The following is a 24,697-nucleotide window of genomic DNA, read 5'->3' as shown; positions in this document are numbered from 1 at the left end:
GGTTCATCCGTGTGTTTATCGAACTGTGTTTGCGCCCGGCTCAGTTTCGGTGATCGAGCGCATGAGCTTGATCAAGTCCGTCTTCTGCTCGAACCCGATGCCAGGCGCATCCGGCAGGCCGACACGGCCATTCTCGACCCTGATCCCGTCGGCAAATCCGCCGAAGGGTTTGAACACCTCCGGATAGGATTCATTGCCGCCAAGCTTCAATCCAGCGGCGATATTGAGGGACAGTTGATGGCCACCATGCGGTATGCAGTTCCGGCTTGAGAAGCCCTCATCCGCGATCGCCTCGAGCGTGCGCATATATTCAACGAGACCGTAGCTGAGCACGCAGTCAAACTGCAGCCAGTCGCGGTCGGGGCGCATGCCGCCATGGCGGACGAGGTTGCGGGCATCCTGGTGGGAGAACAGCTTCTCACCGGTGGCCATGGCGCCGGGGTAGGCTTTCGCAAGCTCTGCCTGCAACTGGTAGTCCAGCGGATCGCCCGCCTCTTCGTACCAGAACAGATCATATTTTTTCATCGCCTCGGCATAGGCGACAGCGGTTTCCAGATCGAACCGGCCATTGGCGTCAACGCCCAGATGCTTGCCGCCGCCCACCACCTCGAGAACCGACTCGATCCGGCGCATGTCCTCGTCGAGCGACGCCCCTCCGATCTTCATCTTGACGACCGAATAGCCCAGGTCGAGATAGCGCCGCATCTCGGCCCGAAGCTGGCTGTCATCCTTGCCAGAATAATAATACCCGCCTGCGGCATAGACGAAGACGCTGTCGTCCGCTTTGCCATCGCCATAGGTATGGGCGAGATGCTGGTACAGCGGTACGCCCGCGATCTTTGACACCGCATCCCAGATCGCCATGTCGACGACGCCCACGGCAACCGAGCGTTCGCCGTGGCCGCCGGGCTTTTCGTTCGACATCATGACCGACCAGATCTTGTGCAGGTCGAGATTGTCGCCTGCATCATTGATCAACTCGTCCGGCTTTGCCTCACGAAGGCGCGGCAGGAAGCGCTCGTTCAGGAGTCCGCGGGCCGCATACCGGCCATTGGAATTGAAACCGTAGCCAATGACGGGTTTGCCGTCGCGGATCACGTCGGTGACGACCGCGACCACGCTGACCGTCATTTTCGAAAAATCGATATAGGCATTGCGGATGGGCGAAGCGATCGAGGCGACAGCCTCCCGGATCTCAAGGATTTTCATTACTGTTCCCCTTGCTGGATGACCCTGCGGCGAAGCGGAGAAGAAGCGGTGGAACGATCATGTTGGTCAGGAAGGACCGGACGAACTGGAAACCGGCAACCAGCGCCGAGGCGACCCCGAGCGCCTTGGCCGATGCAATCATCTCGCCCAGACCACCCGGAGCGACGCCCAGCATGAGCACGGCAAGATCCGTTCCGGTCAGCGTGTTGAGAACAGGCGCGACCAACAGCACCATGAAAGCAATCAGCGCCAGCCCGCACACGATCCCTGCCAGGGCCGCCCTTGGCATGCGGGCGAGATCCTCACTCTTGAGCCGCGCACCGAGCGAAAACCCGATCAGCACCTGTGCGGCGATCAACAACGGCACCGGCATTTGCGCCACGCGAAAACCCGAAAGCACAAAGGCGATGCCGATCACCATCGGCATGATGATGTAGGGATTGAGCAGGCCCAGCCGGTCAGACACGAGTGCGAAGGCGAGCCCGAGGCCCAGGCACGCCAGAAGCGCTGCCATGCTGCCGCCAGTGTCGATGAAGACTGCGGGCGCGGAACCGGAGACACCCAGAAAGAATGGGACGCAGACCACAACAAGGATCACCCGCAGCGTATGCACGACGGTGACAATTTCTGTTCGCGCATTGACCTGCTTGGCAAGCGTGGCCATCTCCGCCATGCCGGCGGGCAGCGAGGACAGCAGCGCCGTTGTCCGGTCGGTTCCGGCAATCCGGGCCAATGGCCAGGCAAGCAGCAATCCGAATGCATTGGCGGCAATCGCGGCGCCGACCATGGCCGGAAGCAGGTCGCCCATCGTGTCGAGAAGCGCCGGCGTAAGCACACCAGCCGTCGCCGTGCCGACAATCAATTGCCCGGCCCGTCGCAGATTGCGCGTCCTGCCGGTTATTCCCGCGGTATTGCCATACAGGGCTGCGCCCGCCATTGCGCCCAGAATCCAGCCGAGCGGCACACCAAGCCAGGTGAACCCCGCTCCGAACAGGGCAGAGCACCCCAAGCCGAGCGCAATCGACAGGGACGGGCTTTGGGTCATCCCAGATACGCGCCGCCATTTACATGCATTGTCTCTCCGGTGATGTACCGGCTGGCCGGACTGCACAGGAAAGCCACGGCTTCGGCGACGTCTTCCGCGGTTCCGCGGTGGCCGACAAGATTGGTGCGTGTGTCGTGATGCTTTGGCTTATGGCCTGCTGCCCCCACCCGCGCCGTCTCGATGAGGCCTGGCGACACGCAATTGATGGTGATCCCCTGAGACGAAAGCTCATGCGCCATTGCCTTGGTCAGGCCGACCAGCCCCGCCTTGGCGGTGATCACATGGGCGCGTTCAGCCGCGCCCGTATGGCCGGTCAATCCGCCGATATTGACAACGGAGGCCATATCACTGGCCTTGAGATGCGGAAGCGCCGCCTGCGACACCAGAAACACCGCATCAAGCGCAATGCCCATGACCCTGCGCCAGTTCTCATAGGTAAGCGTTTCGAAGGGAGCTTCGGGGCGGATGGCGGCATTGTTGATGACCATGTCCAACTGGCCGAAGGCGGCGGCCGCATCCGCGACCACTGACCTGGCGGTATCCGGATCGGACAGGTCCCCGCTCAGAACAACCGCCTCGCTGCCTGCCTCGCGCACCGCTGCGGCGGTCTCCTCGCCGGCTGCACGGTCCTGCCCGACATGAACGGCAATCCTTGCTCCCCGCCCGGCAAGGGCCACGGCGATCGCCCGCCCGATATTGCGCGAGGCTCCGGTGACCAGTGCCACGCGTCCCGAAAGGTCCTGATTGATGTGCTGTGTCATGGCTGTCCCAATTCCTTGATGAGTGCGCTGCTGCCCTCGCCCGCGGCGATGCGGTCGCACAGGGCGAGCACCGCGTCCGGATTCTCGTGGCCACCGAAGCGCATATTGGCGCGGAACTTGTCGTCGATTTCCAGCCGGCTCAGCGGCTCGGTTGCGCCACCGCGCATATGACCGCGTTCCGCCTCCTCGACAGAGCCATCCTCATACTCAATGCGGACATGGCCGGTGAAGGCTGCAGGATAGGGATTTGCCGGGTCGACCTCGAACCCGACTTTGCCCGCAATCGCCAGCAAGTCCGGATCGGTGACCGATGCATCGGTGAAGTCCCCCAGTTCGGCATGGCCGCGAACCAGTCCAAGCGCCACGCCGTAAGGCACGGAGAACTTGGCTGCATAGGCGGTGGGTGGTTTCTGCTTGAGATCCAGCGGCTCCCAAAGCCGATGGACGATTCCCTCCGCGGTCTTGCAGACAATGCGGCGGATGTTCTGGGTGCTGACCGAACGCGCCTTCAATGCCATGGCACAGTCGATATAGGGTTGAACCATGGTGCCGCAGGGATAGGGTTTGAAGGTGATCGCATCCATCACCCAGTTGCTGCCAAGATCGGCGAACAGGTTCTCGGTCAAAGGCGTGATCGGATGGGCGAATGTGGTGAAGGCACCGTGGGTGCCTTCAAAGACATGGCGGGGACCCTTGAAGCCGGCCTTTGCCATGCCATAGGCGCGAAGCGCCGATTGCGCCGCCCAGCCCGGATGCATGCGCTTGGTCCAGCTGCCGTCACCCAGATATTCAATGATGCCCGACGCCATGCTGCCGACAATGCCCAGCGCATTGGCGGTGGTTTTTTTGTCGGCCTCGCAAGCTGCGCAAATTCCGGCCGTTGCGGCAAATGCCCCCAGAACCGATGTCGGGTGAAAGCCCGCCTTGTGCACCGCCTTCGGCAATGTCAGGGCAAGTCGGCACAGAACCTCGATGCCCACCGCAATTCCGAGCATGACACGATCGTTCCTGAGATCATACATCTGGCCGGCAGCAACAAGCGCCGGCACCAGGACCACACCCGAGTGGACCGGCCCGCCTTCGAATGTGTCGTCAAAATCCTCGCCATGGGCCGCCGTGCCGTTGATCAGCGCCGCGCTGGAGGCCGACACGCGGTCCTTGTGGCCGATGATGACGTGGTCACCCGGTTCGGACGCCGCCTTGACCGCCACCACATAATCGGTGTCGCGGGCGGAAAAACACAGGCCGACGATATCGACCAGGATATTGCGGCGGGTGTCCGATGTCGCGGCCGACACATCGCCGGGAGAGATCGTGGTGATCCACTCCGCAAGGCGTTCGGATACACTTGGCGAGCCTGGAGCTGCAGCTAGGTTGGCACTCATTCTGATCCCTCTGAATATTGGCCCGTCGGTCGTTTCCGCAGGGCATCGAGCAGGCGTTTGCCGACCGAGCCGGCGACAAACAGGAAGGCAACGACAAGAAGCGCCAGCGACACCTTGTCCGTGAAGAAGATCGTCAGATCATCGCCCGACAGAACCAGCGAGCGGCGGAAGCTGCTTTCAACCAGATATCCGAGCACCAGCCCGAGAACGGCGGGCAGGAACGGGATGCGCAACATCCGCATGAAGAAGCCCACCGTGCCCGCAACCAGCATGATCGCGAGATCGGACAGGGATGCATGGATCGAAAAGATGCCGGAAAGGATGAGCGCGAAAATGAAGGCGCTAAGATAGGGCCGCGGCCGGTTGACCAGCCAGATGCACACGGGCAGCATCATGATGCCGATCGCGAACAGGCTCAAAGCTGCAACGAACAGTCCGGCGTAAAGCCCGTAGACCACATCGGCGGAGCGCGTGAACAGCATCGGCCCCGGAACCAGCCCGTGGATGAGGAAGCCGCCAAGCAGGATGGCTGTCGAATTGGAACCCGGAATGCCGAAGGAGAGAAGCGGCACGAGGGCGGTTTCGGCAACCGCATTGTTGGCGGTCTCCGGCGCTGCGATGCCCTCGGGCGAGCCCTTGCCGAATTCCTCCTTGTGACGCGACCAGCGTCGCGCTTCATTGTAGGACATGAAGGAGGCAATGGTGCCCCCTGCCCCCGGCATCACGCCTTCGAAGGTGCCGATCACGGCTCCTATCGACTGGGGCAGCGCCAGACGCCTGGCGAGCTTGACGCCGGGAAACTCCATGCGAGGACGCGATTGCACCTTGCTGCCTTCGCTGCGATCGGACGCCTGCACCAGAAGCTCGCTCATGGCGAACATGCCAACCATGATCAGAACCGGGGCGATGCCGGTGAGAAGATCGGAGCTGCCGAAGGTGAAGCGGTTCGAACCGGTCACCGGATCGGTGCCGATGGTGGCGATCATCAGTCCCAGAAGTGCCGCGACAAAGCCCTTGAGCAGGGATTCGCCCGACAGGGTGGCGATCACGCTCAATCCCAGCACTCCGAGTGCGAAATAGGCCGGCGGCGTGAAGGCAAGCGCCACCGAGGCAAGCGGCTTGGACAGCAACATCAGCATCATCAGACCGAATAGGCTGCCCAGGACGCCGGAATACAGCGAAATCCCGAGCGCCAACCCGGCCTTGCCCTTCTTGTTCATCTCATAGCCGTCGATGACCGTGGCAGCGGCGGCATTGGTTCCGGGGGTGCGGATGAGAATTGCCGGGATTGAGCCGCCATACTCGGCTCCGACATAGGTCGAGGCCAACAGCACGATCGCGCCGGTCGGATCCATCGTGTAGGTGAAAGGGAGCAGCAGCGCCATGGTGATCGAGGGCGAAATGCCCGGCATTGCGCCACCGAGAATGCCCCATGTCACACCTGCCGCGGCAGCGAGAAATATGTAGGGATCACCCAGATGAAGTGCGACTTGGTAGAGGATTTCCATTGCTTCGATCCAATGAGCCGGAGGTTGGCTGATTTAGAGAATGCCCAAAAAGCCCTTGGGCATGGAAACGCCCAGAACCAGAACGAATGCCACCCACAGGAAGGCGGCGCCGCCAATGCCTATGATCGCAATGTGAAGGCCGGGCTTTGCGCCCTGATAGAGAGCCACTGCAATCAGAAGCAGCGCGATCGCCAGCGGATAGCCGAGTGTGTCGACCCCGATGACATAGCCAACCCCGATCAGCAGCAATCCCGCCGCCCAGAGGATGCGGCGGCCCTGGCCTTTCCATTCGAGCGCGAGATCGGGAGCAACGCCTGACCTGACCTGCTTGATGATCGCGCCGGCCGCTATCATCAGGCCAAGCACCAGCATCATCCAGCCATAGGTACGCGGCAGGCCTCCAGGCCCGACCAGATCGTCGAGTGCGCTGGTACGCAGCTGATACGCGAACAGCAGATACACAGCGGCAATCAAAACCGCCGACATACCGCCGACAAAATCGCGACTGAACATGGTGTCTCCTGTGTATCCGAGTGGTGTGGCACCTGGTGACCGGGCACACAGGCCCGGACCGGTATTGTGGCGCTCAACGCCAAAAACGACTTTCGGCGCGGCCCAAGTCCCGGAGCGGAGCCGCACCCGGTGAGCGCGGCTCCGGATCCAAGGGGTTGACTACTTGATCACGCCGGTTTCGCGCAGGAATTCAGCGGTTTCATTGGCAAAATTTTCAATGAAGGGACCGTATTCCGCATGCGACATGTAGTTGGCCCTGAGGTTGTTGGCCTCATAGGTCTTCTTGTAGTCCGGGGAAGACAAAACCGCCTGCGCTGCCGTTTCCCAGGCAGCAATGACGTCTGCCGGCAGGCCCTTGGGGCCGGCAATGCCACGGAATTTCCGCACCACAACGCCATAGCCGAGCTCTTCGACAGTCGGCAGATCCGGATAATTGTCGAGACGTGCATCGGAGAAGGTTGCGAGCAGGCGGATCTCGCCAGCTTCGAGCTGGGACTGGATCTCCTGGACCTCGCCGACGCCGATCTGAAGCGTGCCGTTGAGGACATTGATCATCAGATCGCCGCCGCCTTCATGGGTGACGATGCCGGCCTGCACGCCGGTCGAAGCCTTGAGCTGTTCGAGCGCCTGACGCTCAAGCGAGGCCGGGTTCGCCGCGCCCCAGCGACCGCGGCTTTCGGCCGATGCCTTGATGACATCCTCAAGCGTCTGGTACTCGCTGTCTGCAGCCGTGTAGATCACTTCCGGGTCGATGAAGAAATTCACCAGGGGCTCAAGATCCTTATAGGTGGACTCGGGCTCGGACAGCAGCGAGGTGTAGATGAAGGTCGGCGTGGTCGCATAAAAGCGCGAGCCGTCCGCCGGGGCCTGGGCGAGATCCGCCATGGCCTTGGCACCCGAGCCGCCGCGCACATTTTCGACGACCACATTCACGCCGAGTTCGGGCGCGAGATATTTCGACATTTCGCGCAGGAACACATCACTGCCGCCGCCCGGACTGGAGTGCGTGACCAATGTAACGGTGTCCACCGGATAATCCGCGGCAGCCGCGGGCAAAACCGACAGAGCCGCAGCAGCCAATGTGGCCGCAAGAGAGTGTCTGGAAAGCATTGGTTTTTCCTCCCGAAATTTCCAAGACTGAATGGTCAGGACATCAGCGCCTGACCATTCGATCTTGACGGTCGTTTTGTCGATTGTCAACAATTCAGAGATATTTGCTGCTTCAGTCTATCAATGTGTCGCGAAAGGCATCCTCGTTCACTGTCAAACCCAGGTCGGGGCGGACGGGAATGTCGAGCCGGCCATTGACGAGCCGGGGCGCGTCGGTGAACAGGGTCTCCCCGACTGCGACCATACCCAGATGCCACTCCGCGATCCAGCCATTCATCATGCAGGCCAGAAGATGCATGTTGAACAGCGGCGAGCCGCCGCCCTTGGCGATCGGCATGTTGCAGGTCTGGGCCATGTGGGCGTATTTCCGCACTTCGGTAAAGCCGCCGCAATAGGCCACGTTGGGTGGCAGGATATCGAATGAGTGATGCTCGATGAACTCCCGGTGGCGCCAGCGACGGCCTTCCATCTGGCCTGTCGCCATCGGGATCTTCGTGGAGCGGCGCAGGTCGCCCATGGCGCGGGCATCATTTTGCGTGAGCGGCTCCTCGAACCAGGTGATGCGGCAGTCCTCGATCTCGCGGCACGGATACTTGGCCTCGACCGGATTGAAGAGGTAATTTGCATCAATCATGATGTCGATACCCGGGCTGACAGCGTCACGAATTGCCTTGAGTCGCCACACATCCTCACCCCATCCGCCCTTGTTGATTGCAACAACCGACTTCAGCGCGGCGAACCCGTTGGCAACGTGAAGCCGAACCGCGTCCGCCAGCAGATCAATGTCATATCGCAGAAGTCCGAAGGTCAAACAGGCCGGAATCCTGTCGCGGGCATTGCATAGCATGGCAGCGATGCTGCGGCTGCCTGCCGGCGATGTCTCAAAGCGCACTGTCCAGGCACGACAGCGCCATCGATATCCTGTCCGACATGGCGCGCAGATTGAGCTTCTGCCAGATGCGCTGGTGGATCTTCTCGACATCGCGGATATCCATGCCCCTGACCACCGGCAGGATGTGCTCGTGCAAGGCGGTGATCACCGCGCGCGCAAGGAAATGTCCGGTCAGGCCGAAGCCGATGCTACCGTCTTTGGTCTCCACCTGGCAGGAGACAAAGAGGGTCTGCTCGGTCCTTCCATACCCCTAGCCCCGGGCTCCAGCCGTGGAATGGTTATGGAAATTTTATGCAGGCTGGCGCGAATATCCTTGATTTTCATGATTCGCCTCCCTCAATTTTCACTCCCCATGGGCGATTTTGGCGCTGTGCAATTGTCGAGCAGGCTTTTATATTGTAGACAATCTACAATTAGGAGGATTTCTCATGTCAACAATTTCGATGCCGCCGCTGAAGAGTTCGTCAAGCCTGATGGAGGGGTTCCGACGGGAAACCGTAAAGACCCGGGGCGCCGAAATTCAGGTGGCGATTGCCGGTGAAGGCCCGCCGCTGCTTCTCATCCATGGCAACCCCCTCACCCTTGTCAGCTGGCACAAGATCGCGCCTTCGCTGGCGCAGGGCTTCACAGTCGTGGCCATGGACCTGAGAGGATATGGCGACAGCTCCAAGCCGGACGGAACCCCTGACCATTCCGCCTATACATTCCGCGCCATGGGTGAAGACGCCTTCGACGTCATGGATCATTTCGGGTTCGAGAAATTCGCGGTCGCCGGGCATGACCGGGGGGCCCGTGTAGCCTTTCGCATGGCGCTGGATCAGCCGCAGCGCGTCACACATCTGGCGGCTCTGGATATCGTGCCGACCCATACGGTGCTCACCAATGTCACCATGGGATGGGGACTTGAGAGCTATCACTGGTTCTTCATGGCGCAGAAGGCGCCGTTTCCGGAACGGCTGATCGGTGCGGATCTCGACTATTACATCCACTACAAGCTCAACAAGAAAGGCGTCGGGCTGGAGATATTCACGCCCGAAGCCATGGCCGAATATGTCCGCTGCACCACAAATGAGCAGATCCACGCTGTCTGCGAGGATTACCGGGCAACGGTGACGCTCGACCTCGCGATGGACAAGGCCGATTTCGGCAAGCGCAAGATCGAGTGTCCCGTGCTTGTGCTGTGGGGCTCCAACAGCCATTGCGGTCGCCACTTCCAGCCGATCGAGGCCTGGAGCGAGTGGGCAGACAATCTGCAGGGATCTGCAATCCCGACAGGACATTATCCGGCCGAGCATCGTCCGGATCTGGTGTATCCGGCGTTCTGGTCGTTCTTTCATGACGAACCCGTTCGTATTCAGGACACGGACGTCGAAACATGAGATCGATTCCTGCTATTGAAGCCCGTGCGCTGCTGCATGGCGGACAGGAAATCGCGTTTCTTGACGTTCGAGAGGCGGGTCAGTTTGTCGAGGGGCATCCGCTCTTTGCGATTCCCCTGCCCTACAGCATCCTCGAAAGCCGGATTGGCTTGCTGGTGCCGCGGCTCACCTGCCCGATTCTGCTGATCGACAACGGAGACGGCGTCGCAGAGCGGGTGCAGGCGCGGCTTTCGGACATGGGATACAACAACATCCTGCGGATCAAGGGGGGCATGCCCGCCTGGGAAGCGTCCGGATTTCCGGTCTACAAGGGTGTCAATGTTCCTTCCAAGACGCTCGGCGAAATGGCCGAGCTGATCTGGCATCCGAAGATGATAACGGCGGATGAACTCGCCCGAGCCCGCGAACAGGCCGATGATCTCGGCTTTTTCGATGCCCGACCCGCTGCCGAATACGCCAAGATGCGGGTGCCGGGTGCGGTCTGCCTGCCTAATGGCGAGCTGGCCCACCGGATCTCTGCCATCGGCGACAAGGCCCGGATCGTGGTCACCTGCGCCGGACGGACACGGGGTATCACCGGTGTGATCGGGCTGATGCTGGCTGGCTTTGACGGCAAGGTTGCCGCACTGGAAAACGGCACACAGGGCTGGGCCCTGTCCGGCCGTGACCTTGAGCGCAACAATCAGCCAGACCCGTTTCCTAATCTCGATACCGCCGGGCTTGCCGCTTCACGAGAGCGAGCCGACGCACTCATTGAACGATTTTCATTGCCGGTGGCAGAGTGCGCGGATGTCGAACGGATGCTTTCGGCCCCAGACCGGACCACCTATGTCTTTGATGTCCGCTCGCCCGATGAAGCGGGCGCGGATCCGCTTGCCATTGCCGAACATGCGGCATCGGGACAACTGGTGCAGGCAACGGACCAATGGGTCGGGGTCCGCAATTCCCGGCTCGTTCTGTGTTGTGACACGGGTCTGCGATCGGCGCTTGCCGCCTTCTGGCTCACGCAACTGGGATATGATGTGCATATTCTCCGCATCACCGACGCGCTGCGCCAGATGGCGGCGCGTCCGATCGTCGACGCGGCTCCGGCCGGTCCAATCAAACCGGTGAGCGCTTCCGATCTGCTCGCCATGCCCGATGCCACAGTTCTGGACATGCGGCCCTCGACCGATTTCCGCGCAGCCCATGTCAAGGGCGCGATCTGGACGACCAGACCGGGACTGGCGAAAGAACTGGCGCGGAATGGCGCCGGGACGATCGCGATCCTTGCCGACACGGAGGACAGAGCCAGAAGATTTGCGCGCGATGCCATGGATCTCGGATTCGCCGATGTTGTCATTGTCAACGGCGGGCATGATGCGCTGGCAAAGGGTGGGGCTGAACTCAAAGTCGATTCCACCAGTCCGGAACCGGCCGAGGCCATCGACTTTCCCTGGTTCGTGCATGACCGTCATGACGGCAACCTCGAGTCCTCGCGGCGCTACCTTGCCTGGGAAACCGGATTGGTTGACCAGCTTGATGCGGCCGAAAAGGCGGCATTCAGACTTTTCAAGACCACTTGACGGCCGGCACTGCGCTTCAGGCCGTCGACCGCGACCGGAGCACCGTTCGATTGACCGGACGGTGCTCTAGGATTCAGCCGCGTCCTTGGCTGCAAGCGCCTTCTTGCGGCGGTGCTTGGTGACCGCGGTCAACGTCACCGAGGTGACCATCACAAGCAGGATGAAGATGGCGCCGGGGCGTTCGAGCAGATAGCCGATATCGCCGCGGCTGATCTGCCAGGTCCGGATGATGTTCTGCTCAAGCAGGCTGCCGAGCAGCAGGCCGACCACAGTGGCCGCCACCGGATAGTCATAGCGGACCATGGCCCAGCCGAGGATTGCAAAGATGAACAGGGTGATCGGACCTGCGAGCGAGCCCAGGATTGCATAGGAACCGAACGTCGAAACCACCAGCACGCTGGGGATCAGAAACCGTAAAGGCACCCGCACGATGGACGCGGCCAGGTAGACAAAGACCAGTCCTACAAACAGCAGCATGATGGCCTGGGCAAAGTTCGAAAAGATGATCGCGTAGACTATATCGCGGTTCTGCGCGATGAATTGAGGCCCGCCGATGATGTTGTGCATCGCAAATGCCGCCAGTAGGATGGCCGTCGCGCCACCGCCTGGAATTCCAAGCGCAAGCATCGTCGCCATGGCGCCTCCCTCGGATGAGGAATTGGCGGATTCAGCCGCAATCACCCCCTTCGGGTTACCCGATCCGAAGCTGTCCCCATCAGGCGCGTTGCGTCGCGTTTCGGAATAGGAAATCAGATTGGATATCGAGGAGCCGACGCCCGGGATTGCCCCGACAATGACCCCGATGGTCGCGCCGCGGAAAATGATTGTCGGGTATTTCAAGGTGAGCTTTACGCCCTCGATGATCTTGGCAAAGCTGATCTTGCGATCGTCCTCGTTCTCGATCAGATAGGTGGTGTTGATCAGGTTGAGCAACTGGCTTGCCGCCAGCAGCCCCATCATAGCGGGGATTGCGGGAATGCCGTCCAGCAGCCACGGCACTCCCATCGTGCCGCGAATGAAACCGGCCGTGTTCATTCCGATCGTCCCGAGCAGGACGCCGAAGACACCCGCCAGCAAACCGCGCCAGACCGAGGATCCGGACAGCGAGCCAAGCAGCAACAGTCCCCAGACGGCAATGGCGAACATCTCCAGCGGGCCGAGCTTGAGCACGATGATCGAGACCGGAACGATGAGAAACAACAGCAGCACATAGGACGACAAGGTGCCGATGACGGACGAGGCCAGCGCCACGCCCAGCGCCTGATTGTGGCGGCCGGACCGGGCCATGGGATAGCCGTCGAAAGTGGTTGCTACTGCCGATGACGTGCCTGGAATGTTCATGAGCACCGCGGGAACCGAGCCGCCAAAGCCCGCTCCGGTATAGATCGAGGTGAGAAACACGATTGCGGGCAGGAAATCCATATAGAGCGTGATCGGCAGGAAGATCGCCATCGCCATGGTGATCGAAATGCCCGGCATGGCTCCGAAGACAAGGCCGATGATCAGGCCCGGAACAAGCCACAACCAGGCGCTCCAGGAAGATGTGAGAATGCCGTAAGCACCATCAAGGGCTGAAAAATCGAGCATCCGACTTCCTCAAAGAACTGTCAGCGGGAACGGATAGGGCACGAGCGCCTGATATCCGTAAACCACAAGCACGGTAAAAATGACGGAATAGACGCCGATCACCCAGAGTCTCTTCTCGCCGCAAAGATACAGGCCCACGGCAACGAAGATGAAGGTGGCGATGTCAAACCCGATGGTTTCGAGCGAAAAGACAAATATGCCGAAGGCGCCGGCCAGCAGCGCCACCCGCGCGACCTTGAGCACTTCCTGCCTGCGGTGGGCGGCATCGGGCAGGTCTTGCACGGCAGTCTTTCTGAAGACCTGCGGCAGGACCAGCGCCACGAGAACGAGTCCGAGAATGGCAGCAGGCTGCACCAGCAGCAGGTTGTTTGTCTTCAGTGAAGTTCCACGCGCATCCAGCCAGTAAGCGAGAATGACGGCTGCGATCACACAAAGAAGCAACAAATGCCCCCATATGACAACGCGACGTTGGCTTGGTTCACCCATTCAAATCTCCTGCGAAGACGGCTGGTGCACGATGCCGGACCTTCTTGCGAAAGTCCGACATCAATGGCGATCCGGTCGGGATCAGGTACCCTTGAGCAAATCGATATGCTGGGTCATCACCTTCGCAGTGGCAGCAAGCGCCTTGTTGCTGGCCTCGGGTCCAACCCAGTCCGTGGCGAGATCCTGCGCCTTCAGGCTGGCGATGGCTGCCTCATCCTTGCTCGCGCTTTCGATGGCGGCAAGAATTGTCTGATACCGGTCGGGATGCTTTTCGAGCAGGGATGCATGCACGCCCCATCCACGCTGCGACCCCGCCACATATTGTGCGTCCGCACCATTGAGCTCGGTGACATTCGGCGATGTCCAGCCGTCCCGGCTCGCATCATCGAAGACCAGCAGGGGACGGACCTTCTCGCCAAGCGGGATAAAGCCCTGACCGCCAACCATTCCGATGTCCACCACACCGCCGGCCGTGGCGTTGCGGGCCGGTCCGCCGCCATCATAGGTCACCAGACGAAGACCCGAGCGGTCGATGCCATTGGCGTCTGCAAACAGCATCATGTTGACCAGGTCCGCGGAAGCGGGCTGGATACCGATCGACAATGCACCCGCATCAGCCTTGAGGCGCGACACCACATCCTCGACACTCTGGATGTCCGACTCGGCGCTGGTCGCCATCAGCGTGTAGTCACGCGATGGAAGGTTGATCATGTGGAAATCTTCGATCTTGAAGGGCGCATCCTGGGTCAGGATGTTCAGCGGCAGATAGGGAGCTGCTGACGTGCAAAGAATGGTGTAGCCGTCATCGGGCTGCTGCATGAAGTAGCTGTGGCCGAGAAGCGCGCCGCCGCCACCGCGATTGACGATTGTCAGCGGCTGCCCGATCGCTTCCTGCAGAAACGGTGCAAATGCGCGGGCGAGACGGTCATTATACCCCCCGTATTGAACGGGACGACAACCGAAATCGGCCGCTCCGGAAAGGCGCTCTGGGCGCGCAGGATGGCGGGTGCGGCAAACGATGCAGCAATTCCGCCCGATGCAATCTTGAGTATCGTACGGCGTGTAAGTGTCTTGCTCATGAATTCCTCCACTGCGGGGCGTGATCCGATATTTCCCCTGCGGCGCAATGCGTCGCTGTCTCTCCCCGACTGTCGGCAAAGGTATGGGTGAGAATTTGAATTGTCAACAATATTGAGATTTGCAACGCGATTTCGTCATTTTGATGTGAAGAGCGAAATCACACACAGAAGCCGTCCACATGACATATTTCGTTATTATCAACAATTTTTCAATCTCTTAACTCTAGACCTCTTCGATTTTGAGCTGAGCTACCGTGCAAATGCGCTTTGAAAGTTGTTGACAATATTCAAATTAGGACGTTCAAAAGGCGAACACCGTGACAGGTGCGTATATTCGAGCCAGGGCGCTCGCTCGCACCTTTGTCCAGCCATGTGAGATTAACGGGAGACAGGACAAGATGAGCAGTTCAGCAGCAAGCCAGGCAGCAGGCACGAATGCATCCGAGGACCTGGGCTTGAGCCAGGAAGTTGCGAATTTTGTTGTCGACACCGTCTTCAGCGACTTGCCTTCGATCGTGATCGAAAACGGCAAGAAATCCATTCTCGACGGCCTTGGCCTGGCACTGTCAGGCTCGGTTGCCCAGTCGGGCGAATATGTCCGCGCCCATCTGGCCGACATCGGCTATCCGCAGGGGGCTGCAACCGTTGTCGGTTCTTCCCACAAGATGCCGCCCCGCTTTGCGGCCTTTGCCAACGGGGTCGGCATTCATGCCGATGACTACGACGATACGCAGCTGGCGGTTGCGCGGGACCGTGTCTACGGACTTCTGACCCACCCCACCGCACCGGCATTGCCCGCCGCACTTGCGCTCGGCGAGGTCCGCAAGAGCAGTGGCGCGGATGTGATGCTCGCCTATCACCTCGGTGTCGAAGTCGAATGCAAGATTGCCGAGGCGATCAACCCGAGGCACTACCAGACCGGCTTCCATGCGACAGCGACCTGCGGCACATTTGCCGCCGCTTCGGCCGCTGGACGCCTGATGGGCCTCAACAACGAACAGATGGTTCGCGCATTGTCACTCGCCGGCAGCCAGTCGGCGGGCCTGCGTGAAAATTTCGGCACCATGACCAAGCCTTTCCACGCCGGACGCTCGTCGGAAAGCGGAGTTGTTGCCGCCCAGTTTGCATCCTATGGCTGGACTGCGACCGACAAGATTCTCGAGGCGCCCCGCGGGTTCTTCTCGGCAGCCGGCGGTGGCTATGATGCCGCCGCCATCCACGGAAAACTCGGCGCGCCATGGACATTCGAATCCCCGGGCGTGTCGATCAAGCCGCATCCCTCAGGCTCGCTGACGCATCCCGGCATGACCGAAATGCTGCGGCTGATCAAGGCACACGACATCAAGCCGGAAAATGTTGTCTCGGTCCGGGTCGGCACCAACTCCAACATGCCCAATGCGTTGATCCATCACCGCCCGACCAATGAATTGCAGGCCAAGTTCTCGATGGAATTCTGCATGGCGATCCTGCTGCTTGAACGCCGCGCAGGCCTGCCCGAATTCCTCGACGAGACCGTGCTCAGACCCGATGTGAAGGAGATGATCGAGAAGATCGATTTCTGCATCGACGAGCGCGCCGAAGCTGCAGGCTACCACCTGATGACCACCTATATCGACATCAAGCTCAAGGATGGCAGCACGATCAGCGGCATGGCCGATTTCGGCAAGGGCAGCCCTGCCAACCCGATGTCCTACCATGAGGTTGCCGGCAAGTTCACCGAAAACGCCGAATTTGCAAAATGGGACATGGGCAAGGCCAAAGCCGTCATCGACATGGTCGCCGATCTGGAAAACCTCAAATCGATCGACACGCTGATGTCACTGCTGAAAGCCGATTGAGCGCAAGGACCCTGTGCAAATGTCAACGCAACCGGAGCACGGCGCCGATAAACGCAGGAGCACATCAGCCATGGCGCCGCGCAACCTCGCGCGCCTTTGCCTGACCTATGCCCTTGCGGGCTTGGCGGGCTATCTCGCGACATTGATCGGGATGCCGTTGCCCTGGATGCTTGGCCCGTTCTTCTTCCTGACCGCCGCATCGGTACTTGGCTATATCTCGCCAATCGTACCGATGGGGCGGGAGCTGGGCCAGGTGGCGATCGGACTTGCCGTCGGAATGCGGTTCACTCCTGCCGTCCTTCTCGCCACGGCCACACTGGTCCCGCACATGCTGGTCTCCACGCTCTACGTGATCGCATATACATTCGTGGCGGCATTGCTGATCAAGCCCCTGGCCAGGATCGACAGCGTCTCGGCTTTTTTCGCCACGGCGGCAGGCGGCGTTGCTGACATGGCCTCCGTGTCCAAGGAATATGGCGGAGACCCGGGTTCGGTCGCCATCGTTCATGCAATGCGGGTGGCCCTTGTGGTCGCGGTAGTCCCCTTTCTCGTGTTCTTCCTGGGCGATCATGGAACTGCGCCGGCATCGACGGAGGTCGGGGCGACGAATTACCTGTCTCTGATCATCGCCTTGGGGCTTGCCTATCTGGTTGCCGTCGCCCTCAAGCCGACCCCGTTGCCGAACCCATGGCTGGTCGGGCCGATCCTGACCGGCATGGTGCTTGGGGTGAGCGAGATCCTCGTCGTCCAGGTCCCCTCCTTCCTGATCATCGTTGCCCAGATCATGCTGGGAACATGGCTCGGAAGCCAGTTCAAGCGCTCGCTTCTGGTGCGGCTGCCACGCGTGACCATTTCCGCCATGGTCGCTGCGAGTTTCATGATCGTCTGTGCCGGGATGGGCGCCTTCGTTCTCTCCTATTTCGGGCAAATGCCCTATGCGACAAGCTTTCTCGCACTCGCGCCTGCCGCAGTCACCGAAATGGTTCTGACCGCCAAGGTGATGAACCTCGATGCGGAAATCGTGACCGCATTCCACGTGATGCGAATTGCCGTGGTTTCATCGACCGTTCTTCTGGTCTTCAAACTCTACATGCGCATGAAAGGATCCGAAATTGGACCTGGGATACAGTGAACGGCGCGTCCTCGTGGTCGGGGGCAGCTATGGAATCGGCAAGGCTTCAGCCAGGTTGATGGCCAGGGAAGGCGCGCATGTCATGCTTGCCTCCCGAAGCAGCGACAACCTTCTGGCAGCCATTGACGACATGCCGGATCATTCGAGTGACAAGCCCACCTCCGTGACCTGTGACGTCACCCGGGAAGGCTCGGGCAAGATCCTCGCCGAAGCGGTGGATCAGCAGTGGAATGGCGCGCTCGACGTCCTGGTGACGGCCGTGGGCGGCAGCATTCGCTCCGCTTTCACAGATCTCAGCGACGAAGACTGGATCAACAATTACAGCTTCAACATCCTGTCGACCGTGCGTGCCATCCGGGCCCTGCTACCCGCGCTCGAAAAGGGCAACAATCCGGCGATCGTGACCCTGGGTGCCGCGGCATCAAAGATGCCCTATCAGCACCAGATCGTCTCGAATGTGCACAAGGCCGGCATTCTGGGCCTGACCAAGACACTCGCCGCCGAACTGGCTGACCGCAATATTCGGATCAATTGCGTTGCACCCGGCAGAACTCTGACACCGCTGTGGACCACACGGGCCGACAAGATGGCCGCGGAACAGGGCAGAAGCCAGGCAGAGATCCTCGAGGATTTCTCCAAGGACATCCCGCTCGGCCGCTTCGGAACTCCCGAAGAAGTGGCTGCCATGGTCGTTTGGCTTGCATGTCCGCTTGCAAGCTATGTGACCGGGCAGGCGGTTAACGTTGATGGCGGCATTGCCCGCGGATTGCTTTAGGAAAGGAATACCCATGTCGAGCCACACACATATAGCGACCAATGCCGAGGTTCCCGACGTAACCAGACAGTTGGTCGACTGGATTGTCGACATAAAGGGATCTCACATTTCCGCGGAAGTCCGCCGGGAAGGTCTGCGCACCTTCGTCAACTGGGTCGGCTGTGCCGTCGGCGGCGCGCGCCATGAAACGGTTGACCGCGCCCTGGCAGCCGTCTCCCCCTTTTCGGGCAAGGCCTCATCGACGGTTCTCGGGCGCCCCGAACAGCTCGACGCCCTTCATGCCGCGCTTCTGAATGGCATCACCTCCCATGTGCTTGATTTCGACGACACGCATCTCAAGACCATCATCCACCCCGCCGGACCGGTCGCTTCGGCCTTGCTGGCGCTTGCCGAACTCCGTCCGATGTCCGGCGAGGATTTTCTGACTGCACTCATCGTCGGCATCGAGGTCGAATGCCGGATCGGCAATGCGGTCTATCCCAATCACTATGATCGCGGCTGGCACATCACCGGAACCGCCGGTGTCTTCGGTGCGGCAGCGGCCACCGGCAAGGCGATCGGCCTGTCCAAGCAGCAGATGCGCTGGGCCTTCGGACTTGCCGCAACCCAGTCTTCGGGCTTGCGCGAGATGTTCGGGACCATGACCAAGAGCTTCCACCCCGGACGCGCCGCACAGAACGGATTGACCTCGGCTCTGCTCGCCGAAGCCAATTTCGACAGTTCCGAACGGGCCATCGAAGCACCGCGCGGCTTTGCCAATGTCACCTCGACAAAACAGGATTATTCCGAGATCCTCGACGATCTCGGCACCCGCTGGGAATCCGCGCTCAACAGCTACAAGCCCTATGCTTGCGGCATCGTGATCCACCCGACAATTGACGGTTGCCAGCAGATCCGCGCCGACATCGGTGACCGGGTCAACGCCATCAAGTCGGTCCACCTGACCACCCATCCGCTGGTGCTGGAACTCACCGGAAAGAAAACGCCTCGCACCGGCCTTGAAGGAAAGTTCAGCGTCTATCATTCGGCTGCCGCGGCATTGCTCAAGGGTGACGGCGCCCCGACCGCCTTCACCGACGAAATGGTGAACCAGCCGGAGATCACAGCGCTGCGCGACCGGATTTCGGCCACTGCGGATCCGGAATGCCACGAAGCGTCGGTGACCATCGACGTAACCTTCGAGGACGGCTCCACCCTGCGCAAGCATATCGAGCGGGCGCTGGGCTCGAAGGATGTGCCGCTGACCGATGACCAGGTTGATGACAAGTTCGTCACCCAGTCGGCTCTGGTGATCGGTGAGGACGCGGCGCGCGAATTGCTGGCGATTTCCTGGAATCTGGAAAATCTCTCCAGTGTCGCCGACGTCGCCCGTGTCTCGGCCGGCCGCACAACCGACCAGGCAAAGGCGGGCTGAAGATGACGCAAACAGCAACAAAAGACCATCTCAGGATCGGTGTTCTCGAGGGCGATGACATCGGCCACGAAGTCGTCCCGGCATCGGTCCAGATCGCCAAGGCCGCCGCGGCGGTCACAGGTTTGAAAATCGAATGGGTCGATGTTCCCATCGGTCGCCGTGCGCTTGATCAACTCGGACATACAATGCCCGAGGGGACGCTGGAAACACTGGGTGGACTGGACGGCTGGATTCTCGGTCCGATCGGACATCGGGAATATCCGAAAGTTCCCGAAGCGATCAATCCGCATCCGATCCTGCGCAAACGCTTTGACCTGTTCGCCAATGTCCGGCCGACCCGTTCCTTCCCCGACATCGGCTGTCTGCATGATGACATCGACATGGTCATCGTCCGGGAAAACAATGAAGGCTTCCAGCCGGACAGAAATGTTGTGATGGGGTCCGGCGAATTCCGCCCCACCCATGATGTGACGATTTCCGTGCGTGTGATCACCGTCGAAGGGTCTTCGAAAGTGGCACGGGCCGCATTCGAAATTGCCCGCGCCCGCAAGAAGCGGCTGACCCTTGTTCACAAGAACACGGTGTACAAGCTCGGTTGCGGCATGTTTGTCGACAGCTGCTATGAAGTTGCGAAAGACTTCCCCGACGTGACCGTTGACGAAGTCATCGTCGACACGATGGCGATGCGGCTGGTGCGTGACCCGCAGAGTTTCGACACCATTGTCACCACCAACATGTTTGGCGACATTCTCACGGATGAGGCCGCCGGCCTCGTCGGCGGTCTCGGAATGGCCCCGGGTCTGTGCATCGGACGCGGTTCGATCGCCATGGCGCAGGCAACGCACGGCTCGGCGCCGGACATTGCCGGCAAGAACATCGCCAATCCCTTCGCCATGATCGAATCCACCCGCATGTTGTTTGACTGGCTTGGCCGGCGTCACGGGCTGGAATCGGCCGTCCAGGCGTCCGAGCTGATGAAGCAGGGAATAGATGCCGCATTGTCCGACCCGGCCACCCGAACCCCGGATATCCGTGGAACCGCGAGCCAGTCGCAAATGATCGAGGGCATACTTGCCGGAATGGATGTACCGAATGCGTAAACACCGCATTGCAGCCATCGGGGGCGATGGAATCGGACCCGAAGTGGTCTCTGCAGGGCTCGATGTGCTGGCCGCACTGTCGGAAAATCTTGGCGATTTCCAGATCGAGGCGGAGAGCTTCGACTGGGGCTCGGAGCTTTACCGGAACACCGGCCAGATGATGCCCGCCGATGGCGTTGAGACCCTGCGCGGATTTGACGCCATCTTCTTTGGCGCCGTCGGCGCGCCCGACATTGCCGACCACATCACGCTTTGGGAATTGCGCCTTGCCATTTGCCAGGGCCTCGACCAATACGCCAATGTCCGGCCGACAAGGCTTCTGCCGGGAATGCGCGGGCCGCTGCTTCCCGAACTTGGCTCACAGATCGACTGGGTCATCGTAAGGGAGAATTCCGAAGGCGAATATGCCGGTGTCGGTGGCCGGGCGCATGCGGCACTGCCGCTGGAACTGGCCATGGATGTGTCGGTCTTCACCCGCGCGGGCATCGAGCGGATTGCCCGTCACGCCTGCGATCTTGCCATGAAGCGGCCCCGCAAGCGGTTGACCGTGGTTACCAAGTCCAACGCGCAACGCCATGGGATGGTGCTGTGGGATCAGGTTTGCCGCAAGGTTCTGGCGGACTATCCGGAGCTCGATACAGACTGGATGCTGGTTGACGCGATGGCAGCCAAGATGGTCACCACGCCCGGGAGATACGACACCATCCTGGCGACCAACCTGCATGCCGACATCCTGTCTGACCTTGCTTCCGCGCTCACCGGCAGCCTGGGCAACGGCGCAACCGCCAACCTTAATCCGACGGGCGAAGCGCCATCGATGTTCGAACCTATCCACGGCTCGGCTTTCGACATCACCGGCAAGGGCATTTCCAATCCGATCGGTGCATTCTGGACCGCCAGCATGATGCTCGACCATCTTGGAGAGACTGCAGCGGCGGCCGTTCTGATGGAGGCAGTCGGTTCGGTTTGCCAGTCCGGGCCCCATACGCCCGATATGGGCGGACAGGCCAACACCGCCGCTGTGACGCAGGCGGTTGTCGAGTCAATCAGGGAAATTGTGAGGAGCAAGACATAACACTTTATCGGCCAATGTAAATTGTCTACATACCGCGCATGGAGAGTTCGATGGAAAACAGTACATCAAGTCAAACAGCGCAAAATGATTTGCAAGTCTTGCGCACGTCTTCCCTGACGGGGGCGCTTGAACGCGAGCTTGAGCATCTTATTCTGACCGGGGAGCTCAAGCCGGGCGAACGCCTGAACGAGATCCAGTTGTCAGCCCGGTTCGGCACCAGCCGCGGGCCCCTGCGGGAAGCCACGCGCAGCCTGCAGGCGAAGGGCCTGGTGGACGCCATCCGCAACCGGGGTGTGTTCGTCCGGTCGATCTCTCCCAAGGAAGCGCTCGAGATCTATGACATCCGCGCCGCCCTGTTCGGGCTGGCCGGCCGTTTGCTCACCGATCTGGTGACGGACGCGATGCTGGCCCGCCTGAACGAATATCTGGTGGAAATGGACGAGATCGCGCAGGAGCGCGATTTTGACCGCTACTATCCGCTCAATCTCGAGTTTCATGATTTCCTGATCAGATCGACCAACAACAGCATGCTGGCCCGCGAATACCAGAGCCTGGTCAACAAGCTGCATCTGTGTCGTGCCCGCGGACTGGTGCAGGCGGGCGGCTTGGCGGTTTCCAATCACGAGCACAGGGAAATGGTCGACGCCCTGGCTTCAGGCAACCGCGAACGCGCCCAGGAGGCGTTCTTTCGCCATGTCGAACGGTCCAAACAACGGTTCACAACCACACTCGGCAAATAGCACTGGATCGGGAACAACAGTCAGGATGCGTCTGATCCATGCCGTGACAATCGAGCGGTAAAATAAGTTACCGCCCGGTGTCCCTGCATCCATGGAAACGCGCAAATTCAGGAAATGTTGAATGCAGGACCCGCAAACAGGGTTTCGGAACTCACGACACCCGGGTCGTGATCTGATCGCCGAGCCTGGAAGATCTCAAAATCCGCAGGAACTCAAGTCCGTGCGATGAGATCGCGGATGGCCTGCTGGCGGGTCGTTCCGCGCGCGGTGAACACATCTTCCGGTGTGCGCGCGAGACGGTCTGCCTGGAATGCGAAATCGATGGAACTTGCAGCGGCGCTGAAAAAGCGGCTTACGCGGTTCTGACGGGAAGCGGACATGTGACGTCTCCTTGATAGGCCACCTTGATAGCCTGATATTGCATCGCAATAAATTGCCAAAGTGGGAAAGCAGCCATGCATCCCGGTCATGGCTCTTCCGCGGTTTTACAGCCCATTCCGGGCACGACCATGTGAGCCCATCCAACCGCCAACACATCGATCCCCGCAAAAAGTTTGGCGGGCCGATTTCGATGCCTTCCACCCAATGCAGCTGCCGGAACCGCCTGTTGCCATATCGGCATTCGGCGAAAGCGGAATTTATTTTTGCGATGGAGCAAGAGTGAACTAGGCTGGGGCGGCCCTGTCACCGGATCAGGATCAGCCGTTGCCCGAACACCATCACGCCTTCGCATTGCAGTCCGAAGCGCGATTGCCGGAATATGAAGCCGTCGCGTCGCGATTTCGCCATCACGCGACCGGCGCGGATGTGCTGGTTCTGCTATGCGATGACGTGGAACGGGTGTTTGCGGTGTGTTTCGACACCTTGCCACCGGATTCCAGCGGCATTGCGCATCTGCTCGAACACATGATCTTTCGCGGCTCGCGGCGGTTTCCGGCGAGCAATCTCTACGCGGCGCTGCAACAAGGCAGCATGCAATCGGCGCTGAACGCCTCGACCCTGCCCGATCGCACCATCTATCACCTTGCCAGCCCCAACGAGGAGGATTTCGCCAATCTTGTCGAGGTGCTTCTCGATGCGGTGCTGCATCCATTGCTGCGGCCGGAGCATCTGGAGGAGGAAAAGCGCGTTCTGCAAAGCGAGGTCGAAGGCCATCGCGCCTCGGCAGTCAACTGCGTGCAGGATGAATTGCGCCGGGGACTGCATCCGGGCAGCGTCTACGCACACGATCATGGCGGCGATCCTGAGCTGATCGGCGCGATCTCGGTTGCTGCGATCCAGGCTTTTCATGCGCGCTTTTATCACCCCAGCCATGCGCGGATTTTCCTCGCTGGCCCGGTTGATCTGGCGAAGCGATTGGAGCAGATCGACCGGGCGTTTGCCGGACAGGGCCGCCGCGACCCATTGCCCCGCATTGTCCTGCCAAAAATCACCGCGCCGCGCCGCCTGGTCGTGCCACACCCGTCCGGCGCCGCGAAAGCACCTGTCGGCGTGGCCTGGGCGTTTGCGCCCGAGAATGCGCTGGGGCGTTTTGGCTGGCCCTGTCTCGACCTCGCCTTGAGCTCCCGACCAAATGGGTTCTTGCGTGATCGCCTGCCATTGCTCGGTGCAGGTGGCGGGCTGACAGCGGACCTGCCGCCAGCAGCCTTCCGGCTCGTGCTGGACAACCTTGCAGCCGAAACCGCGGATGCACAGGTCAACCAAGCCCTTGCCGAGGCCGCGGCGACGCTGCCCATAGATCTGGTGCGGGAGGCGGCAGAAACTTTGGAGTTGCAACTGCGCGAAGCACGTGGACTGGCTGTGTTGCACCGGGTGCTGGGATCCTGGCGGCACGGCGGCGACCCGCTGGCCGAGTTGGGTTTTGCGTCTGAACTTGGCCGGTTCCGACACCGGCTCGGCAATGGCGACATCATGCGCGCGATGATCTCCCGTGATCTGTGTGACAACCCGCATAGGCTGACGGTCACGCTCGGTCCGCTGAGGCACGGGTCCAGCGGCCGCCAACCACCAGAATCACGGTTTCAGCGTCACCCACGAGCCCCCTGCCTGTATTGTCGCCGGCCAGCCTGCCGCGGCGGCTGCGTCAGTTCTCTGCACAGGTAGA

Annotated in this window: 23 protein-coding genes; 10 read left to right on the top strand and 13 right to left on the bottom strand. The window is 60.6% G+C overall.

The window, feature by feature from the left end:
• Positions 1-15: 15 nt before the first annotated feature.
• The 9 genes from OEG82_RS07400 to OEG82_RS07360 all read right to left on the bottom strand — a co-directional run bounded on the left by OEG82_RS07400 (position 16) and on the right by OEG82_RS07360 (position 8,631).
• Positions 16-1,209 carry a mandelate racemase/muconate lactonizing enzyme family protein gene (locus OEG82_RS07400; protein ID WP_267611790.1) on the bottom strand — a complete coding sequence of 398 codons (1,194 nt, stop codon included), beginning with the start codon at positions 1,207-1,209 and terminating at the stop codon, positions 16-18.
• Positions 1,196-2,254 carry an AbrB family transcriptional regulator gene (locus OEG82_RS07395; protein ID WP_267611789.1) on the bottom strand — a complete coding sequence of 353 codons (1,059 nt, stop codon included), beginning with the start codon at positions 2,252-2,254 and terminating at the stop codon, positions 1,196-1,198. Before OEG82_RS07395 ends, OEG82_RS07400 begins: the two co-directional genes overlap by 14 nt.
• Positions 2,251-3,015 (bottom strand): SDR family NAD(P)-dependent oxidoreductase, encoded by a 765-nt coding sequence (locus OEG82_RS07390; protein WP_267611788.1) that lies wholly within the window; start codon positions 3,013-3,015, stop codon positions 2,251-2,253. Before OEG82_RS07390 ends, OEG82_RS07395 begins: the two co-directional genes overlap by 4 nt.
• Positions 3,012-4,400, bottom strand: a complete 1,389-nt coding sequence (locus OEG82_RS07385; protein WP_267611787.1) for an MmgE/PrpD family protein — start codon at positions 4,398-4,400, stop codon at positions 3,012-3,014. The genes OEG82_RS07390 and OEG82_RS07385 overlap by 4 nt, the downstream gene beginning before the upstream one ends.
• On the bottom strand, positions 4,397-5,908 hold the full coding sequence (locus OEG82_RS07380; protein WP_267611786.1) for a tripartite tricarboxylate transporter permease: 1,512 nt from the start codon (positions 5,906-5,908) through the stop codon (positions 4,397-4,399). Before OEG82_RS07380 ends, OEG82_RS07385 begins: the two co-directional genes overlap by 4 nt.
• A gap of 33 nt (positions 5,909-5,941) precedes the next feature.
• Positions 5,942-6,421 carry a tripartite tricarboxylate transporter TctB family protein gene (locus OEG82_RS07375; RefSeq protein WP_267611785.1) on the bottom strand — a complete coding sequence of 160 codons (480 nt, stop codon included), beginning with the start codon at positions 6,419-6,421 and terminating at the stop codon, positions 5,942-5,944.
• 159 nt (positions 6,422-6,580) lie between these two features.
• Positions 6,581-7,531: a tripartite tricarboxylate transporter substrate binding protein gene (locus OEG82_RS07370; RefSeq protein WP_267611784.1), complete on the bottom strand. Its 951-nt coding sequence runs from the start codon at positions 7,529-7,531 to the stop codon at positions 6,581-6,583.
• A 112-nt stretch (positions 7,532-7,643) separates the two neighbouring features.
• Positions 7,644-8,342 carry an enolase C-terminal domain-like protein gene (locus OEG82_RS07365; protein WP_267611783.1) on the bottom strand — a complete coding sequence of 233 codons (699 nt, stop codon included), beginning with the start codon at positions 8,340-8,342 and terminating at the stop codon, positions 7,644-7,646.
• 70 nt (positions 8,343-8,412) lie between these two features.
• A complete protein-coding gene (locus OEG82_RS07360; protein ID WP_267611782.1) occupies positions 8,413-8,631 on the bottom strand; it encodes an enolase-like domain-containing protein in 219 nt (72 codons plus the stop codon).
• A 220-nt stretch (positions 8,632-8,851) separates the two neighbouring features.
• Here OEG82_RS07360 and OEG82_RS07355 point away from each other — a divergent pair, with 220 nt between their 5' ends.
• Positions 8,852-9,802: an alpha/beta fold hydrolase gene (locus OEG82_RS07355; RefSeq protein WP_267611781.1), complete on the top strand. Its 951-nt coding sequence runs from the start codon at positions 8,852-8,854 to the stop codon at positions 9,800-9,802.
• Positions 9,799-11,367: a rhodanese-like domain-containing protein gene (locus tag OEG82_RS07350; RefSeq protein ID WP_267611780.1), complete on the top strand. Its 1,569-nt coding sequence runs from the start codon at positions 9,799-9,801 to the stop codon at positions 11,365-11,367. The genes OEG82_RS07355 and OEG82_RS07350 overlap by 4 nt, the downstream gene beginning before the upstream one ends.
• Positions 11,368-11,433: 66 nt before the next feature.
• Here the strand turns inward: OEG82_RS07350 and OEG82_RS07345 are convergent, their stop codons facing one another.
• The 3 genes from OEG82_RS07345 to OEG82_RS07335 form a co-directional block, all read right to left on the bottom strand.
• Complete coding sequence (locus OEG82_RS07345; RefSeq protein WP_267611779.1) at positions 11,434-12,954, bottom strand: tripartite tricarboxylate transporter permease; 1,521 nt, start codon at positions 12,952-12,954, stop codon at positions 11,434-11,436.
• Positions 12,955-12,963: 9 nt separating this feature from the next.
• The gene (locus OEG82_RS07340; protein WP_267611778.1) at positions 12,964-13,440 is read right to left on the bottom strand and encodes a tripartite tricarboxylate transporter TctB family protein; all 477 of its coding nucleotides are present in this window, start codon (positions 13,438-13,440) and stop codon (positions 12,964-12,966) included.
• Between the two features lie 81 nt (positions 13,441-13,521).
• Positions 13,522-14,598: a tripartite tricarboxylate transporter substrate-binding protein gene (locus tag OEG82_RS07335; protein WP_267611777.1), complete on the bottom strand. Its 1,077-nt coding sequence runs from the start codon at positions 14,596-14,598 to the stop codon at positions 13,522-13,524.
• Between the two features lie 319 nt (positions 14,599-14,917).
• On the opposite strand from OEG82_RS07335, the gene OEG82_RS07330 reads away from it, so the two are divergent.
• The 7 genes from OEG82_RS07330 (at position 14,918) to OEG82_RS07300 (ending at position 22,593) form a co-directional block, all read left to right on the top strand.
• A complete protein-coding gene (locus tag OEG82_RS07330; RefSeq protein WP_267611776.1) occupies positions 14,918-16,357 on the top strand; it encodes an MmgE/PrpD family protein in 1,440 nt (479 codons plus the stop codon).
• A gap of 70 nt (positions 16,358-16,427) precedes the next feature.
• Entirely contained in the window at positions 16,428-17,489 is a 1,062-nt protein-coding gene (locus OEG82_RS07325) for an AbrB family transcriptional regulator (protein ID WP_473423764.1), read from the top strand.
• Positions 17,470-18,264: an SDR family NAD(P)-dependent oxidoreductase gene (locus OEG82_RS07320; RefSeq protein WP_267611774.1), complete on the top strand. Its 795-nt coding sequence runs from the start codon at positions 17,470-17,472 to the stop codon at positions 18,262-18,264. The genes OEG82_RS07325 and OEG82_RS07320 overlap by 20 nt, the downstream gene beginning before the upstream one ends.
• A gap of 13 nt (positions 18,265-18,277) precedes the next feature.
• A complete protein-coding gene (locus OEG82_RS07315) occupies positions 18,278-19,678 on the top strand; it encodes an MmgE/PrpD family protein (RefSeq protein WP_267611773.1) in 1,401 nt (466 codons plus the stop codon).
• Between the two features lie 2 nt (positions 19,679-19,680).
• Complete coding sequence (locus OEG82_RS07310) at positions 19,681-20,778, top strand: isocitrate/isopropylmalate dehydrogenase family protein (RefSeq protein WP_267611772.1); 1,098 nt, start codon at positions 19,681-19,683, stop codon at positions 20,776-20,778.
• The gene (locus OEG82_RS07305; RefSeq protein WP_267611771.1) at positions 20,771-21,853 is read left to right on the top strand and encodes a tartrate dehydrogenase; all 1,083 of its coding nucleotides are present in this window, start codon (positions 20,771-20,773) and stop codon (positions 21,851-21,853) included. Before OEG82_RS07310 ends, OEG82_RS07305 begins: the two co-directional genes overlap by 8 nt.
• A 98-nt stretch (positions 21,854-21,951) precedes the next feature.
• Positions 21,952-22,593, top strand: coding sequence for an FCD domain-containing protein (locus OEG82_RS07300; RefSeq protein WP_267611770.1), 642 nt, complete (start codon positions 21,952-21,954; stop codon positions 22,591-22,593).
• A 212-nt stretch (positions 22,594-22,805) separates the two neighbouring features.
• Here the strand turns inward: OEG82_RS07300 and OEG82_RS07295 are convergent, their stop codons facing one another.
• Complete coding sequence (locus OEG82_RS07295) at positions 22,806-22,973, bottom strand: hypothetical protein (RefSeq protein WP_267611769.1); 168 nt, start codon at positions 22,971-22,973, stop codon at positions 22,806-22,808.
• Between the two features lie 325 nt (positions 22,974-23,298).
• Here OEG82_RS07295 and OEG82_RS07290 point away from each other — a divergent pair, with 325 nt between their 5' ends.
• On the top strand, positions 23,299-24,696 hold the full coding sequence (locus tag OEG82_RS07290; RefSeq protein ID WP_267611768.1) for an insulinase family protein: 1,398 nt from the start codon (positions 23,299-23,301) through the stop codon (positions 24,694-24,696).
• Position 24,697 lies beyond the last annotated feature (1 nt).

It is taken from the genome of Hoeflea ulvae (genome assembly GCF_026619435.1).
GTDB classification, from domain to species: Bacteria; Pseudomonadota; Alphaproteobacteria; order Rhizobiales; family Rhizobiaceae; genus Hoeflea; species Hoeflea ulvae.
This window is presented reverse-complemented; position numbering and strand designations above follow the sequence as displayed.

Excerpts from the sequence above, each read along its gene's own strand:
- OEG82_RS07400 (WP_267611790.1), bottom strand. The coding sequence starts at position 1,209 with ATGAAAATCCTTGAGATCCGGGAGGCTGTCGCCTCGATCGCTTCGCCC.
- OEG82_RS07395 (WP_267611789.1), bottom strand. The coding sequence starts at position 2,254 with ATGACCCAAAGCCCGTCCCTGTCGATTGCGCTCGGCTTGGGGTGCTCT.
- OEG82_RS07390 (WP_267611788.1), bottom strand. The coding sequence starts at position 3,015 with ATGACACAGCACATCAATCAGGACCTTTCGGGACGCGTGGCACTGGTC.
- OEG82_RS07385 (WP_267611787.1), bottom strand. The coding sequence starts at position 4,400 with ATGAGTGCCAACCTAGCTGCAGCTCCAGGCTCGCCAAGTGTATCCGAA.
- OEG82_RS07380 (WP_267611786.1), bottom strand. The coding sequence starts at position 5,908 with ATGGAAATCCTCTACCAAGTCGCACTTCATCTGGGTGATCCCTACATA.
- OEG82_RS07375 (WP_267611785.1), bottom strand. The coding sequence starts at position 6,421 with ATGTTCAGTCGCGATTTTGTCGGCGGTATGTCGGCGGTTTTGATTGCC.
- OEG82_RS07370 (WP_267611784.1), bottom strand. The coding sequence starts at position 7,531 with ATGCTTTCCAGACACTCTCTTGCGGCCACATTGGCTGCTGCGGCTCTG.
- OEG82_RS07355 (WP_267611781.1), top strand. The coding sequence starts at position 8,852 with ATGTCAACAATTTCGATGCCGCCGCTGAAGAGTTCGTCAAGCCTGATG.
- OEG82_RS07350 (WP_267611780.1), top strand. The coding sequence starts at position 9,799 with ATGAGATCGATTCCTGCTATTGAAGCCCGTGCGCTGCTGCATGGCGGA.
- OEG82_RS07345 (WP_267611779.1), bottom strand. The coding sequence starts at position 12,954 with ATGCTCGATTTTTCAGCCCTTGATGGTGCTTACGGCATTCTCACATCT.
- OEG82_RS07340 (WP_267611778.1), bottom strand. The coding sequence starts at position 13,440 with ATGGGTGAACCAAGCCAACGTCGCGTTGTCATATGGGGGCATTTGTTG.
- OEG82_RS07330 (WP_267611776.1), top strand. The coding sequence starts at position 14,918 with ATGAGCAGTTCAGCAGCAAGCCAGGCAGCAGGCACGAATGCATCCGAG.
- OEG82_RS07325 (WP_473423764.1), top strand. The coding sequence starts at position 16,428 with ATGGCGCCGCGCAACCTCGCGCGCCTTTGCCTGACCTATGCCCTTGCG.
- OEG82_RS07315 (WP_267611773.1), top strand. The coding sequence starts at position 18,278 with ATGTCGAGCCACACACATATAGCGACCAATGCCGAGGTTCCCGACGTA.
- OEG82_RS07310 (WP_267611772.1), top strand. The coding sequence starts at position 19,681 with ATGACGCAAACAGCAACAAAAGACCATCTCAGGATCGGTGTTCTCGAG.
- OEG82_RS07305 (WP_267611771.1), top strand. The coding sequence starts at position 20,771 with ATGCGTAAACACCGCATTGCAGCCATCGGGGGCGATGGAATCGGACCC.
- OEG82_RS07295 (WP_267611769.1), bottom strand. The coding sequence starts at position 22,973 with ATGTCCGCTTCCCGTCAGAACCGCGTAAGCCGCTTTTTCAGCGCCGCT.